We start from the raw sequence: 13,976 nt of genomic DNA on the forward strand, positions 1-13,976 counted from the left end.
ACGTCAACGCCCTGTGGAACATCTTCAACTGGGCCGAGATCAGCAAGCGCTTCGACAACGCCGTCGCCGGCGGCAACGGCCTCCTGCTCGGCTGAAGCACGCGGCGCACCGGGGCCTGGCCTGGCGAACAGGCCGGGCCCCGTTTTATTTCGCTTGACCTGGAGTGCACTGGAGGTGTGAGAGTGGAACCCATGGACGTCGACGCCTACCTCGCTCGCCTGGATCTGCCGGTGCCTCCGGCGGCTGACCTGGCCGCGCTGCGCTCGCTGCAGGAGCGGCACCTGATGCACGTCCCGTTCGAGAACCTCAGCGTGCACCTCGGGGAACCGATCGAACTCACCGAAGAAGCCCTGTTCGACAAGCTCGTGCGCCGCCGCCGGGGCGGATTCTGCTACGAGCTGAACGGTCTTTTCGTCGCCCTGCTGCGAGAGCTGGGCTTCGCCGCGACGCTGCACGCGGCTCGCGTCTTCAACGACGCTGGCGTGCCCGGCCCGCCGTTGGACCACGCGGCCATCCTCGTCCAGCTCGGCGACGAGCAGTACCTGGTGGACGTCGGATTCGGCAAGTTCAGCAGGCAACCGCTGGCGCTGTCCGCGGTCGAGCCGCAGAGCGACCCAGAGGGCGACTACCTCCTCCTGGACGCCCCGTACGGCGACGTGGACGTCCTGCGCGACGGCAAGCCCGAGTACCGCTTGGAACGCCGCCCACGGCAGCTGTCGGACTTCGGACCGATGGCGTGGTGGCAGTCGACATCGCCGCAATCGCACTTCACGCAGACCCTGACCTGTTCCCGCCCGACCGCCCAAGGCCGGGTGACGCTCTCCGGAGACCGGCTGATCGAGACGGTGGACGGGGTGCGCCACGAGGTGCTGCTGCCGAACGACGAGGCCGTGCGGCTGGCCTATCACGTGTACTTCGGCCTGCGGCTGCGCCGCCTTCCGATGCGCCCCGGCGAGCATCCGCTGGAGGCTTCCAAGCCGACCCCGCACGCGTCCTGACGCTCACCTCGTGAACAGCCTTGCCCTCGCGGCGAAGAGCCCCGACCATGAACAGAGCCCCGCCTCCCGGGGTTCCCAGGTCGCGGGGCTCTGTCCGTTCCCGAACTGACTGCCGCTCCCACCACGAAGCGGACATGTATGAGGTTAGCCTAACCTCATCAACGCACGCAAGGCCGTCCCAGCGGAGACCTCAGTCTCACCCGCCCGAGTGACAACTTTCGGCGGCCTGCCCTTCGACGGACAGCCATTTCCGCAGCTCAGACCCGTTCTCGGGGCAGCACGCGCAGCCCGTTGCCGAGCCGCCGGGGCAGCCGCACGCCGCCGCGCCGGATCAGCACCACAGCGCACACCACCGCCGCGACCGCCGAGATCGCGCCGCCGATGTAGAACGGCGACCGGCCACCGAACGCGTCGGCCATCCAGCCGGTCATCGGCCCGCCGATCGGGTTGCCGCCGATCAGCACCAGCACGTAGATGCCCATCACGCGGCCGCGCATCTCCGGCGAAACCGACGTCTGCACCAGCGCGTTCGCCGTGTTCAGGAAGGTGATCGTGGCGAAACCGAGCGGGATCAGCCCGATCCCGAACGCCAGGTACGTCGGCATGAACGCGGTGGCGAACTCGAACACCCCGAGCAGCGCCGCGGACACCAGCATCAGCCGCACCCGGGGGCGGCTCTTCACCCCACGCCGAGCCGACGCCAGCGCGCCGGTGAAGGTGCCGACCGCGACGAGCGTCGACAGCAAGCCGTAGCCGTCGGCTTGGGTGTGGAAGACGTTCGCGGCGACGATCGGCAGCGACGTGAAGTAGGTGATGCCGAACGTGCTGACGAAGAACATCAGCACCATGACGGTGACCAGATCCGGCCTTCCGCGCACGTAGCGCAGGCCCTCCATCAGCTGGCCCTTGGCACGCGGGATCGCCGGACCGCGGAACAGCTTCGCCGGGTTCATCAGCGCGACCCCGGTGATCACCGCGATGGTGCTCGCCGCGTTCGCGATGAACAGCCAGCCGGTGCCGACCCAGGTGATCGCGAACCCGGCGATGGCCGGTCCGACGATGCGGGCCATGTTGAAGATCGACGAGTTCAGCGCGACCGCGTTCGCCACCTGGTCGCGGCCGACCATCTCCGCGACGAACGACTGCCGCGTCGGCACCTCGATCGCCGAGGTCGTCCCTAGCATCACGCAGAGCAGGTAGACGTGCCACAGCTGGGCGACGCCGGTCAGGTCGAGCACGCCGAGCAGCACGGCCTGCAGGCAGTTCACCGACTGGATGAGCATCAGCAGCTTGCGCTTGTCGACGCGGTCGGCGAGCACGCCCGCCCACAGCGACAGCAGCAGCGTCGGGATGAACTGCAGCGCGACCGCGACGCCGAGCGCCACCGGGTTGTTGCCCGACAGCGTGAACACCAGCCAGTCCTGGGCGATGCGCTGCATCCAGGTGCCGATGTTCGAGATGACCTGGCCGCTGAAGAACAGCCGGTAGTTCCGCACGCGCAGCGACGAGAACATCGTGCGGCGGGTCTTGGTTTCCGGGGATTCCGCGTCGGTTTCCGCGGCGGAAGACGATTTCCCGGCCGGGACGGAAGACGGGCCGGGCGGAGCGGAACCGGACGGCGGCGGTGCCGTGTCCCGGGTAGCAGTGGATTGGGACGGACATCCTGTTTCGCTACCCGTGGTGGTCACCTGTGCTAGTTCCCCGCCATCCTGTCGATGATCTCCGCGGCTCGGGAGAGCACTTCCAGCTCTTCCTCGCCGAGTTCGGCCAGTTGCCGGTCCAGCCACGCCTCCCGCACCGAGATGGCCTTGCGCACGAACGTGAGCCCGTCGTCGGACAGCTCGACGATGGCCTGGCGGCCATCGGTCGGGTGCGGCCTGCGCTCGACGAACCCCATCTCCTCGAGCGCGGCGATGACCCTCGTCATCGAGGGCGGCTGGACGCCTTCCTTCGCGGCGAGCTGACCTGGGGTCAGCGGGCCGCATTTGTGCAGGGTGGACAACGCCGCGATCTGCGTGAGCGACACGTCGTCAGCCACCCGCTGTGCCCGGAGCCTGCGGTTGAGCCGCACCACCGCGAGACGCAAGCGGCTCGCCAAGGAACGCTCGTGCGGGTCGCCGGACATATAGTTAGCATACCTCACGACCTGCGCCGCCGGTTTACGCCGGTCAGGCGAGTGCGGCTTCGATCGGCCCGACGGCGAAGTAGGCGATGAACGCCACCGCGATCACCCACATCAGCGGGTGCACCTTGCGGGCCTTGCCGGTGACCGCCTGGATCACGACGTAGCTGACGAATCCGGCGCCGATCCCGTTGGCGATCGAGTAAGTGAACGGCATGACCACGATGGTGAGGAACGCGGGCAGGGCGATCTTGAAATCGGTGAAGTCGATGTCGCGGACCTGCGCCATCATCAGCGCGCCGACCACGACCAGCGCCGGGGCGGCCGCCTCGACCGGCACGACCTGATACAGCGGGGTCAGGAACATCGCGGCGATGAAGAGCAGCCCGGTGACGACGTTCGCCAGACCGGTCCGCGCGCCCTCCGCGATCCCGGACGCGGATTCCACGAAGACCGTGTTCGAGCTGGCCGAGCCGAATCCGCCGGCCGCGCCCGCGAGGCCCTCGACGAACAGCGCCTTGCCGACGTTCGGCAGCTGGCCGTCCTTGCCGACCAGTCCCGCTTCCTTGCCGAGGCCGGTCATCGTGCCCATGGCGTCGAAGAAGTCCGCGAGGACGAGGGTGAAGACCAGCAGCACCACGGTGATGATCGGCAGCCGGGTCCACGCGCCGAACGAAACGTCGCCGACCAGCGACAGGTCGGGGAGGCCGATGACCTTGCTCGGCAGCGCCGGGTAGCCGAGGTTCCAGCCCTTCGGGTCGGTGCCGTTCGACGGCCCGGCCTTCACGATCGCCTCGACCACGATCGCGAGCACGGTCGAGCCGAGCACGCCGATCAGGATCGCGCCCTTGACCTTCTTGGCCACGAGCACCGCGGTGAGCAGCAGCCCGACCACGAACACCGCGGTCGGCCACGACGCGATGGAACCGCCGATGCCGAGCCCGACCGGCACCGTGGTGTGCGCGTCGTCCGGCAGCCGGCGCACGAACCCGGCGTCGACCAGGCCGATCAGGCAGATGAAAAGCCCGATGCCGACCGCGATCGCCGACTTCAGCGCGGGCGGCACGGCGCGGAACACCGCCGTGCGGAAGCCGGTGAGCACGAGCAGGACGATGATCACGCCCTCGATGACCACCAGGCCCATCGCCTCCGGCCAGCTCATCTGCGGCGCGATGGTGACCGCGAGCAGGCTGTTGATGCCGAGCCCGGTGGCGATGCCGAACGGATAGTTCGCGACGAGGCCCATCAGGATCGTCAGCACGCCGGCGACCAGCGCGGTCACCGCCGCGACCTGCGGCACCGGGAGGATGTGGCCGAGCACGTCCTTGTGCGCGGACGGGGTGTCCGCCGCGAAACTGCCGATGATCAGCGGGTTGAGGACCACGATGTAGGCCATCGTCACGAACGTGACCACGCCGCCGCGGATCTCCCGCCCCGTGCTCGACCCGCGTTCGCTGATCCGGAAGAAGCGGTCCAGAGTGGACCCGGCCCGTTCGCGCTGCTCCGCCATTTCCCCGCCTGTCTCGCTGTTTCCGTCCGGGTAAACTCTGGTCCGTGGACGAACCGACCAGTGCCCCGGACACTCCGGCCGCCTTGCGGCACACGCCGGACCTGCCGAAGCGGCTCACCGACCTGACGCCGGTGGTGATCGTAGGTACTGCGCTCTGGCTTGTCGCGCTCGTGGTGCTCTTCTTCACCAGCGGGGGCGTCTGGGTGCAGACCTGTCTCGCCGGGATCGCGCTCGGGTTCATCGGGTTCGGGATCATTTTCTGGCAGCGCACGGCGGCTCGGCGCGGGTCCAAATCGGCGCAGCGGCTTTAGGGCTCGCGAGTGGTGATCACGGTTCTCACCGGGATCACCACGCACGACGTCAGTTCAGCATGGTGCGCGGCGCGGGGTCTTCCAGCAGCGCGGTGATGCGGTAGCGCTCGCCCCAGTGGTCGCTCGCCCAGGCGAAGGCGCGCGCCAGCCCCTCGGACGTGTCCGCCGCGTGCAGCCGGTCGTCGGACCACCACGGCACCTCGGCCGTTTCGCCGTCGACCGTCACGGTGAGCGGATCGTGCAGCAGCACGCCACCGTCGGGCAGCGGGATGCCGAGCTGGTCCACGGCGAGCGCGAGGGCGGGCAGATCGGCCCACGCGACGTACTCGCCGGAGCTGGTGACCTCGGTCTTGAGGCTGCTCGCGACCGGGACGTCCAGGAGCTCCGCCAACCGCTCCGGCTCGACCGGCGCGACCAGGATCTTCGCCGGATCGAGTGCCGCCGCGACCCAGGGCACGTCCAGCACCACAGCATCCTCAACCACAGTGCCGTCCGCCGCGCGGACTCGGGCGGGCGCATCAACGTCAGAGATGTCTATCGGCGCGGCTACCAACGCCGTGTGCGCGCGGGCCACCAGCCCCGGCGTCGGCGTGCGTTGCGGATCGCCGAGCCTTTCGAGCAGATCGGTGACGTCTTCCGCGGTCTCCAGATCCAGGCCCGTCCGGACGCCGACCGCGCGGAGCAGGTCGTCGCTCAACTCGAGATCCGGCACCGGGTCGTACAGCCCCGCCAGCGCGGTCGCCGAAGCGAGCCGCCACGCGCCGGGCGCCTCCCCGGCCAGCAGGGCGTACCGCGCGAGCCACCAGCCCGCGTGGCCGTCCGGGCTGTGCAGTGCCTGCCACGTTTCCGGACGCGACGCGATCAGCCGGAGCGCGTCCGGCCAAGCGTCGTCCGCGACGAGGTCGAGGTCCCGGATGGACACCACCGTCGTCGGCGGCTGCTCGAACGAATCCCACCACTGCTCTTCGTCCGGGAGATGGTGATCGGGCTCGTGCGGCTCCTCGTCCAGCACGACCGCGAACGAGTCGAGCACCTTCGCCGCGACGAGGGTCTCGGTCGGCCAGTCCTCCGCGAATTCCTCGTCCAGCACGGAAAGCGCGCCACCGGGCTCGAACACCTCGGGGTCGATCACTTCCAGCAACGGCGAGGTCGGCAGCACCAGCTCGTCCGCGCGCCGCCAGCCGTCCTCCGCAGGCAGCGCCAACGCCCCGATCCACCTCGGTGCCTGGTTCCCGCAATCCGCGACCAGCCGGAGTACCGCACCGGCGAGGTTCATTCCGTCCAAACCGGACTGAACGTCGGCGACACTGTGCTCCACCGCGTACTGCAGCTGTTCCGCTTCGAGCAGCTGGCGCGCGTCAGCGTGTTTGGCTCCCAACAGTTCCAGCAATGAGTGCGCCGCACTTGGGTGCACCAGCCGGAGCCCTGGAACGTCCACATCGGATAGAAGTTCCCGAAGCTCGCTGCTGCCGTCGACGAGCAGCGCGCCCTTGACGCCCGGCAACGTCCGCCCGTCCGACAACGGAACCGGCAATCCGTCCAGCTGATTCGCGCTGAGCGCGTGACTCTCGACGGCGACCGCCAACGCGGCGTACAGCTTCTGCCACCAGTCGGGCTCGCGGTCAATGCCAGTCAGGACTTCAAGAACGTCGCCGATGTTGAGAATGTTCGCGGACACCGGCTTGAGCAGTCGCGGATTCGCCTGCACCAGCCCGGGAATGACGTCCGCGAGCAACGGAGCCAGCCCATCGACGTCGAGCACCCGCGCCTGCTGCCCGGAGACTTCCTGACCGTCCACGGTGGCCAGCCAAGGTTTCCGCGCGAGCTCGCCGTACACCAGCTCTTTCAGCTTCGCGTCCACAGTGGACTGAGGAAACCCCGCGGCAGGAATCAGGAGGTCTCGATACTCCGCCTTTACCGCCCGGACCAGCTCGACGTATTCGCTCGCCGCCTTCTCCAGCGCGCGATTGAGTTCTTCCCCGGGAAGCACCCGGCGCCGCGACGGCTCCAACGGCACTTCCGCGATCAACCGAGCCGGAAGCGAAAGCCCCTCGTCGGTCGGGGTAGGCGCGTGCAGCAGATCGTCCTCAAGCGGCTGCGGCACTCCTTCGGCGTCAACCGGAACCGCCCAGACGCCGTGCTTCAGCCAGCGCTTGTGCCCGTTCGGCGAAGTGATCTCAACGATCTCCTCGCCGCTTCGAGTCCACTTGCGACCGTCCACTTCGGCCTCAGCGAGCCACGGCAGCGCCAGCAGGAGATCCTCGATCTCGTTCGCCAGCCCGTCGAGCAGCTCTGCCCCGGATTCCTTGAGCGGCAACCGGACTTCGGTCGCGAATCCGTCGGCCGGCTGTTCCGTAATGGGAAACGGCAGCCGCAACACCGGAACGTCCCCGTCCCGCCCGGATTCCTCCCGCGTGCGCCGCGCCGAAAACGCGACCCCGCCGGAAGTGGAAACGACCCTCGGCTCGTCAGTGACGGTGAGAACGGCCGCGAACCCGACCCCGAACCGCCCGACAGTCCCTTCCTTGGCCGACGCCCGCAACGAAGCCAGCGATTCGACCCCCCGCACGTCCAACGGCGCGCCGGTATTCGCGAACCGCACCTCACCATCCACAACGGACACCCGGATCCGCCCCGGCTCACCCGCGAGCTGCGCGGCATCGGCGGCGTTCTGCGCCAGCTCGACGAACAGCCGATCGCGATACGCGCCGACGCGAAGGTCGCGCTCGGAGTTGGTGTCCTCGATGAAACGGGTGGGCGAGTCGCGCCAGGCGCTCAGGACCGCTTCCCGCAGGCGGACTGTCCCGAAAGGATCAGCCGCTCCCCCAGCGACTTCGCTCACCGGAGGACATCGCTCCCGTCGGAGTCGCCGTGCGCCTCTCCCCGCTCGCCATCGGCCGTCTCAGCCGAATCAGCAGGCGTCGCGTCCGGCGCGACCGACTCGACGACAACCTCAGCGGCAGTACCCGCCACCGAAGCCTCGCCGACACCCGAGCCCTCGACCGGCTCGGCAACCGCGCTCTCCACCGGCTCCTCGGCGACCGGCTCGGCGGCACTCTGCTCGGCGGGCACGTCAGCCACAGTCTCCGCGGCCGCATGCGTCGTCGCGGTCTCCTCGGCGACTGGCTCGACAACTGGCTCGGCGGCATCCTCCGCCGCGACCGGCTCAACCGAGTCCGAAGCCTCGGCCACCTCCGCCGCAGCCTCCTCGACAGCCACTTCCGCAGCCGCCTCCGGCTCCACCGCCGCGACCGCGGCAGTCTCCTCAGCCGCGGCAGCCGCCGCCTCTTCCACCACCGCCGGGTCCGCCACCGCGCTCGGCTCGGCGACAGCCCCCCGAGGCTCCGGGACCGGCGTGAAGTCGATCAGGGAATCGTCGTAAACCAGTTCCGCGACCGGGACCGAGGAAGTCACCTCGACCCGCACCTCCGAATGCGCCCCGCATCCGTAAGCCACGTCCACGACATGCCCGTCCGCGGGCGCGATGTCGTTCGTGCACGCACCGAACGAGCCGCGCAGCGACCCCGCCAGCGGCACGAAGAAACCACAGGTCCCGCAGGTCGCCGGCGCGCTCCGGGCCATGTCCGAGCGCGGGCCGAACTCGCCGCCGTGCCAGCGGGCGGCCGCGTCGAGCCTGCCGTAGCGCGAGAGGACCTGCACCCGGCCGAGGCCGACCTCGTGGGCCGTTTCCTCCACAGCCGGGTCGTCCGACTGGAGGTACGCGGGCGAGAGACGCGGGTCGTCCTTGTCCGCGGGGAACAGATCGCCGACGCCGAGGTCGCCCGCGCGCACGCGCTGCTCCCACGGCACCCAAGCGGGCGCGACCAATGCCTCCGGCCCCGGCTGCAGCACCAGCTCGCTCACCGTGACCGGCTCGTCCGGCCCGGCCACCGCGACGGTGACCGACCAGCGCCAGCCGCGGTACCCGGGCACCGCCGCTTCGAAAAGGTGGCTCGCGGAAACCGCGTCCTCGCGCTCCACCCCGACGTGCTCGCCGACCTGTTCAGCGGGGGCTTCCGCCAGCACGGCCTCCCGCGCGACCGCCACGGCGTCCGCGAGCTTCCGGTGGAGAGAGCCGTCGTCCAGGGTCAACAGCAGCGTCATACCCCCAATTGTGCCGCACGCATCCGCGCCGCCCGTGCCAGGCTGTTGTCCGTGCGAACCCGGATCGTCTGGCCCCTGGTGGCCGCTGCCCTGCTCGGCGGATGCGCGGGCACCCAAGCGACGCCTGCCCAGCCCGAACAACTCACTGTCCAGGTGCTCGAAACGCTGCCGCACGACTCGACCGCCTTCACTGAAGGGCTCGAGTACTCCGGCAGCACGCTGTACGAAAGTCGCGGCCTCGAAGGGCAGTCCTCGCTCACCGCCGGCCCGGCCGGGGGAACTCCAGCCAAACAGGTGACGGTGCCGTCGCCGCTGTTCGCCGAGGGCATCACCGTGCTCGGGCCGAAGCTGTGGCAGCTGACCTGGCGCGACGGAATCGCCATCGAGCGCGACTCCCAGACGCTCGCCGAGCTGCGGCGCGTGCATTACGACGGCGAAGGGTGGGGTCTCTGTCACCAGCCCAACGGGCGGCTGGTGATGAGCAATGGGTCGTCGCAGCTCACGTTCCGTGATCCGCAAACGTTTGCGGTCACCGGTTCCATCGAGGTCGGCCAGGACCAGCTGAACGAATTGGAGTGCGTCGGCGACACCGTCTACGCGAACGTCTGGCAGACCGGCACCATTCTGCGCATCGACGCGAATACCGGGCGGATCACCGCGAAGATCGACGCCGACCGGCTCCGCAAGCCGACCCGGCCCGGCCAGGACGTGCTGAACGGCATCGCGGTGATTCCCGGCACGGACGAATTCCTGCTCACCGGGAAGCTGTGGCCGTCGTCGTTCCGCGTGAAGTTCGTCCCGGAAAATCAGCGAACTGGCACGTGAGCGGGCGGGGCGGGACCCCGATGAGGCAGGATTGAACTGTGGCACTCTTCAGCTCGCGCTCCAGTTCCGACAGCCCCCTCGGCGGGCAGTCGGGCAAAGGCCGTGGGAAGAAGAAGCGCCGCTGGACTCCCGAGCCCGGCGCGGCGCAGGCCCGGTCGTGGCGCGACACCCCGCCGACCCGGGTCGATCAGCCCGTTGACCAGCGCGTTCGCCAGGATCCGCCGTCGTACGCGCCGGAACCGCCGAGGGCCCGTCCGGAGCGCATCCCGCCCGAACCGCCCCGCGGCCGCCCGGCCGAACCGCGGACCGAGCACGTCGATCAGCGGCGCGAGCCGCCTCGCGGCTATCCCGGGCCCGGACGCAGCGCGTTCTACGACGACGCGCCGCCGTTTCAGCAGAACGCCGAGGAGGCGCCCAACGGTGCCGCCCCGATGGGACACCGTCCGCCGCCGCCCCCGCGCGGGGCGCGGCCGTACCCGCCGCGCGAGCACCGCACCGAGCCCGTTCACCCGCGGCCGTACGAGGACCGTCCCGGCAGCGCCGGTTACGAGCACTACGACACCGGCGGTTACGCGGGCGAGCCCCGGATCGAGGACGAGCAGGACGACGCGCTGCACACCGCCGCCGTCCCCGGTGCCGGCTCGGTTCCGAAGCTGCCGAAGAAGCTCACCGTCACCCGGGTCGCCGCGCTGCGCAGCCGCCAGCTGAGCGGGCAGGCGATCGGCGCGTTCCAGCGCGCCACCAAGGCAGACGGCGCGGACAAGTCCGGTCTCACCTCACTGATGTACGCGGTGATGCTGAACTACGCCAGCGACGCGGCGATGGCGATCGCACTGGCCAACACGCTGTTCTTCGCCGCGACCAGCGGCGAGAGCAAGGGCAAGGTCGCGCTGTACCTGCTGATCACGATCGCGCCGTTCGCACTCGTCGCGCCGGTGATCGGCCCGGCGCTGGACCGGATCCAGCGCGGCCGCCGGCTCGCGATGTGCGTCTCGTCGATCGGGCAGGGCCTGATGGCCGTGGTCATGGCGCTGCACTTCGACGACTGGCTGCTGTACCCGGCGGCGCTCGGGATGATGGTGCTGTCGAAGTCGTTCACCGTGCTGAAGGCGGCGGTCACGCCGCGGGTGGTGCCGCCGGAGATCACGCTGTCGAAGACCAACGCGCGGATCACCGTGTTCGGCCTGATCGCGGGCGGCGTGTTCGGCGCGCTGGCCAGCGGCGTGAGCGGCCTCACCAACTCCTCCGGCGCGCTGTGGTTCACCGCCGTGATCTGCGTGGCCGCGGCCGTGCAGTCGATGCGGATCCCGGCGTGGGTCGAGGTGACCGAGGGCGAGGTCCCGACGTCGCTGTCGGCACGCCCGGAGCCGAAACAGAAGCGGCAGCGCCAGCCGATGGGCAGGCACATCGTCGTTGCCTTGTGGGGCAACGGTTCCGTCCGCGTGCTGACCGGATTCCTGATGATGTTCGCCGCCTTCGCGGTGAAGGCGCAGACCGAGCACGCCGGGCACAGTCCGTTCGTGCAGCTGCTGTTGCTGGGCATCATCGGCGCCGCGGCCGGCGTCGGCGGGTTCGTCGGCAACGCGCTCGGTTCGCGGCTGCACTTCGGTTCGGCGGACCAGGTGATCGTGGCCTGCGTGGCGGCGTGTGTCGTGACGACGCTGGTCGCGACGCTGCTGCCCGGCCTCGCCACGGCGGCGATCGTCGGCCTGATCGGCGCGACGGCCAGTGCGCTGGCGAAGATCAGTCTCGACGCGGTGATCCAGGAGGATCTTCCGGAACAGTCGCGCGCGTCCGCGTTCGGGCGTTCGGAGACGGTGCTGCAGCTGTCGTGGTGCTTCGGCGGCGCGGTCGGGCTGCTGCTGCCGCCGACGTACTGGATCGGTTTCCTGGTCGTGACGCTCCTGCTGGCAGTCGGTCTCGCACAGACCTTCCTGGTGCAGCGCGGCGGTTCGCTCCTGCCCGGACTCGGCGGCAATCGCCCATTGCGCCCAGAGCCGACCGGCAGCTTCCCCGCTCCGGGGCCCGCGCGGGGCCGCCGGTAATCTCGGGCCATGCGACGTTCCCGGGTGGTGGCCGTGCTCGCGGCCGGTGGTTTCGCGGTGGCCGGCTGTTCCGCGCCGGGTCCGGCCGAGGTGACTTTCTACGCCGACGGGCACACGATCACCGCCGCCCCGATCGGCAACTGCGACATCAAATCCGGCGTCTGCGCGGCCAACCCCGGCGCGACGGGCAAGCTCAAGGTGCGGCCGGGCCGGTCGGTGCAGATCTCGGTGCCGAAGGAAATCGCCGAGACGCCGTGGAAAGTCACCGTGCAGTACGTGAACAGCAAGGGCGAGCCGCAGCCGCTCAAGGAGGACATCATCACCTCCCGCGACCGCTACGCCTACACCGCGACCCCGCCCGCGAAGGACGACCAGATCGTGGTCGTCGAGATCGCGCAGGCCTCGGTGATCAGCCGCACCGGCGACCCGAACGACGCGGAAGCGGTCACGACGGCGCTGTGGTCGCTGCAGGTCCAGCCGTCTTGATCCGCTGACTGCCGTGAGGGCCACCTTCACGGCAGTCAGCGTCCGTGAGGGCCACCTTCACAGACTCGGCTGTCGTGAGGGCCACCTTCACAGACCCTGATTCCCTCAGGGTTCCCCTCACGGACCTTTCAGCGGCCGATCACGGGTCGAGGTCGCGCGCGACCGCGCGCATGATCTCCGCGATCTGCTTGGTGTTCTTGCGATCCGGGTACCGGTTGCGCCGCAGGTCCGGCTGGACCTTGAGCTCCAGCAGCTTGATCATGTCCTCGATGAGGCCGTGCAGCTCCTCCGCGGGACGGCGGCGCGCCTCGGCGACCGACGGCGGCGGGTCCAGCAACCGGACGGAGAGCGCCTGGGGCCCGCGCCTGCCGTCGGCCACGCCGAACTCGAGCCGCTGTCCGGCTTTCAGGCCCTCGACGCCGTGGGGCAGCGCGGCCTTGCGGATGTAGACGTCGGCGCCGCCGTCTTGAGTGACGAAGCCGAACCCCTTCTCCGCGTCGTACCACTTGACCTTGCCGGTCGGCACTTCCCTCACCAGTCCTTCTGCTGTGCAGGTCACGACGAACGCGCCCCGAGCGATCTCGAGGCGCGCGTCCGACAAGCGTATCTCGCCACAGGCGCTGGGGAGAAGCGGATAGTCCCGTTACTCTCACCCCATGGAGAACGCAGCCAAGCAGACCGGCAAACCGATCCTCATGCGGCTCGGCATCGGCCTGTTCGCCATCGGCATGCTCGCGGTGGCGACGGTGTTCGTGCTGTTCGCCGCCGGGCTCGAAAACCTGCCGGTGTGGCTCAGCGCGGCCGCCGGGGTGATCACCCCGCTCGGCCTGCTGCTCGGGCTGATCGCCCTGATCAAGGAAGCCCGCGCCGGAAAGCACGGCTGACCTGCGCTTACCGCCGGGTCAGACCACCGTCCCCACGAAGGTCCGGGCGAACCATTCCGGGAATTCGACCAGGGAATCGAACACCACGTCCGCGCCTTCCTCGGCCAGTTCCTCCCGCGTGCACGGCCCGGTCGCCACGGCCACCGAAACCGCGTTGGCCGCTCGCGCGCCCCGTACGTCGCCGAGGTGGTCGCCGACGTACGCCCGCGCCTCGTGTTCCAGCAGGGCCGCCGCCTTCTGCGTGGACCACAGCTCGCCCACCAGGTTGTCGACCTTCATCCCCAGCGCGTCGAGGTGCATCTGCGCGTTGGGCCCGTACTTGCCGGTGACCACGAGCGTCTGACCGCCTGCCGCCCGGACCGCATCCAGTGCCTCGGCCGCGCCGGGGAGCGCGACCGTGCTCGGCACGACCGTCTCCGGGTACAGCTCGCGGAACTGCCAGATCAGCTCGGGGATCCGGTCCTCGGGCGCGCCGAAATCGCGCAGCGCCTGATCGAGCGGCGGCCCGAGGTTCGCGGCGAACGCCTCTCCGTCGAACGGCAGCCCGGACTTCTTGCCCAGCGCGTTCATCGCCGCGACCATGCCCGGCCGCGGGTCGATCAATGTCATGTCGAGGTCGAACCCCACCGTGATGCCCACGTCCCACACGGTAGCCGCCCGTACCGACAGTTCCGGCGGGCTGCTGTACACG

General features: G+C 69.7%; 13 protein-coding genes and 1 pseudogene. 7 read left to right on the forward strand and 7 right to left on the reverse strand.

Annotated elements, in window-relative coordinates:
* Positions 1-95: pseudogene (locus tag ACZ7SW_RS22245) on the forward strand (superoxide dismutase); the annotation flags it as partial.
* A 96-nt stretch (positions 96-191) separates the two neighbouring features.
* On the forward strand, positions 192-998 hold the full coding sequence (locus ACZ7SW_RS22250) for an arylamine N-acetyltransferase family protein (RefSeq protein WP_470232606.1): 807 nt from the start codon (positions 192-194) through the stop codon (positions 996-998).
* Between the two features lie 257 nt (positions 999-1,255).
* Here ACZ7SW_RS22250 and ACZ7SW_RS22255 read toward each other — a convergent pair whose 3' ends face one another.
* The 3 genes from ACZ7SW_RS22255 to ACZ7SW_RS22265 form a co-directional block, all read right to left on the reverse strand.
* Positions 1,256-2,512 (reverse strand): MFS transporter, encoded by a 1,257-nt coding sequence (locus tag ACZ7SW_RS22255; RefSeq protein WP_470232607.1) that lies wholly within the window; start codon positions 2,510-2,512, stop codon positions 1,256-1,258.
* Between the two features lie 179 nt (positions 2,513-2,691).
* On the reverse strand, positions 2,692-3,123 hold the full coding sequence (locus ACZ7SW_RS22260; protein ID WP_037807762.1) for a MarR family winged helix-turn-helix transcriptional regulator: 432 nt from the start codon (positions 3,121-3,123) through the stop codon (positions 2,692-2,694).
* Between the two features lie 43 nt (positions 3,124-3,166).
* A complete protein-coding gene (locus tag ACZ7SW_RS22265; RefSeq protein WP_470232334.1) occupies positions 3,167-4,630 on the reverse strand; it encodes an NCS2 family permease in 1,464 nt (487 codons plus the stop codon).
* Positions 4,631-4,713: 83 nt separating this feature from the next.
* Between ACZ7SW_RS22265 and ACZ7SW_RS22270 the strand changes: the two genes are divergently transcribed.
* Positions 4,714-4,941 carry a DUF2530 domain-containing protein gene (locus tag ACZ7SW_RS22270; protein WP_470232608.1) on the forward strand — a complete coding sequence of 76 codons (228 nt, stop codon included), beginning with the start codon at positions 4,714-4,716 and terminating at the stop codon, positions 4,939-4,941.
* A 49-nt stretch (positions 4,942-4,990) separates the two neighbouring features.
* Here ACZ7SW_RS22270 and ACZ7SW_RS22275 read toward each other — a convergent pair whose 3' ends face one another.
* On the reverse strand, positions 4,991-7,783 hold the full coding sequence (locus ACZ7SW_RS22275) for a sacsin N-terminal ATP-binding-like domain-containing protein (RefSeq protein WP_470232335.1): 2,793 nt from the start codon (positions 7,781-7,783) through the stop codon (positions 4,991-4,993).
* Positions 7,780-9,045: a DUF3027 domain-containing protein gene (locus ACZ7SW_RS22280; RefSeq protein ID WP_470232336.1), complete on the reverse strand. Its 1,266-nt coding sequence runs from the start codon at positions 9,043-9,045 to the stop codon at positions 7,780-7,782. The genes ACZ7SW_RS22275 and ACZ7SW_RS22280 overlap by 4 nt, the downstream gene beginning before the upstream one ends.
* Positions 9,046-9,096: 51 nt before the next feature.
* Between ACZ7SW_RS22280 and ACZ7SW_RS22285 the strand changes: the two genes are divergently transcribed.
* From ACZ7SW_RS22285 to ACZ7SW_RS22295, 3 genes are read left to right on the forward strand one after another with little or no spacing between them, the layout of a single operon-like run.
* Complete coding sequence (locus ACZ7SW_RS22285; RefSeq protein WP_470232337.1) at positions 9,097-9,870, forward strand: glutaminyl-peptide cyclotransferase; 774 nt, start codon at positions 9,097-9,099, stop codon at positions 9,868-9,870.
* 38 nt (positions 9,871-9,908) lie between these two features.
* Positions 9,909-11,915: an MFS transporter gene (locus ACZ7SW_RS22290; protein ID WP_470232338.1), complete on the forward strand. Its 2,007-nt coding sequence runs from the start codon at positions 9,909-9,911 to the stop codon at positions 11,913-11,915.
* 9 nt (positions 11,916-11,924) lie between these two features.
* Positions 11,925-12,401 carry a DUF2771 family protein gene (locus ACZ7SW_RS22295; protein ID WP_470232339.1) on the forward strand — a complete coding sequence of 159 codons (477 nt, stop codon included), beginning with the start codon at positions 11,925-11,927 and terminating at the stop codon, positions 12,399-12,401.
* A 139-nt stretch (positions 12,402-12,540) separates the two neighbouring features.
* Here ACZ7SW_RS22295 and ACZ7SW_RS22300 read toward each other — a convergent pair whose 3' ends face one another.
* Positions 12,541-12,927: a cold-shock protein gene (locus ACZ7SW_RS22300; RefSeq protein WP_101437344.1), complete on the reverse strand. Its 387-nt coding sequence runs from the start codon at positions 12,925-12,927 to the stop codon at positions 12,541-12,543.
* Positions 12,928-13,057: 130 nt separating this feature from the next.
* Here ACZ7SW_RS22300 and ACZ7SW_RS22305 point away from each other — a divergent pair, with 130 nt between their 5' ends.
* The gene (locus ACZ7SW_RS22305; RefSeq protein WP_470232340.1) at positions 13,058-13,285 is read left to right on the forward strand and encodes a hypothetical protein; all 228 of its coding nucleotides are present in this window, start codon (positions 13,058-13,060) and stop codon (positions 13,283-13,285) included.
* 18 nt (positions 13,286-13,303) lie between these two features.
* Here ACZ7SW_RS22305 and ACZ7SW_RS22310 read toward each other — a convergent pair whose 3' ends face one another.
* Complete coding sequence (locus ACZ7SW_RS22310) at positions 13,304-13,924, reverse strand: HAD family hydrolase (protein WP_470232609.1); 621 nt, start codon at positions 13,922-13,924, stop codon at positions 13,304-13,306.
* Positions 13,925-13,976: the final 52 nt, after the last annotated feature.

The organism is Amycolatopsis sp. NPDC114484, from assembly GCF_055633755.1.

What these genes read in the sequence shown, in the direction of transcription:
- ACZ7SW_RS22255 (WP_470232607.1), bottom strand. Translation starts at nt 2,512, where the DNA reads ATGTTCTCGTCGCTGCGCGTGCGGAACTACCGGCTGTTCTTCAGCGGC.
- ACZ7SW_RS22280 (WP_470232336.1), bottom strand. Translation starts at nt 9,045, where the DNA reads ATGACGCTGCTGTTGACCCTGGACGACGGCTCTCTCCACCGGAAGCTC.
- ACZ7SW_RS22295 (WP_470232339.1), top strand. Translation starts at nt 11,925, where the DNA reads ATGCGACGTTCCCGGGTGGTGGCCGTGCTCGCGGCCGGTGGTTTCGCG.
- ACZ7SW_RS22250 (WP_470232606.1), top strand. Translation starts at nt 192, where the DNA reads ATGGACGTCGACGCCTACCTCGCTCGCCTGGATCTGCCGGTGCCTCCG.
- ACZ7SW_RS22305 (WP_470232340.1), top strand. Translation starts at nt 13,058, where the DNA reads ATGGAGAACGCAGCCAAGCAGACCGGCAAACCGATCCTCATGCGGCTC.
- ACZ7SW_RS22260 (WP_037807762.1), bottom strand. Translation starts at nt 3,123, where the DNA reads ATGTCCGGCGACCCGCACGAGCGTTCCTTGGCGAGCCGCTTGCGTCTC.
- ACZ7SW_RS22265 (WP_470232334.1), bottom strand. Translation starts at nt 4,630, where the DNA reads ATGGCGGAGCAGCGCGAACGGGCCGGGTCCACTCTGGACCGCTTCTTC.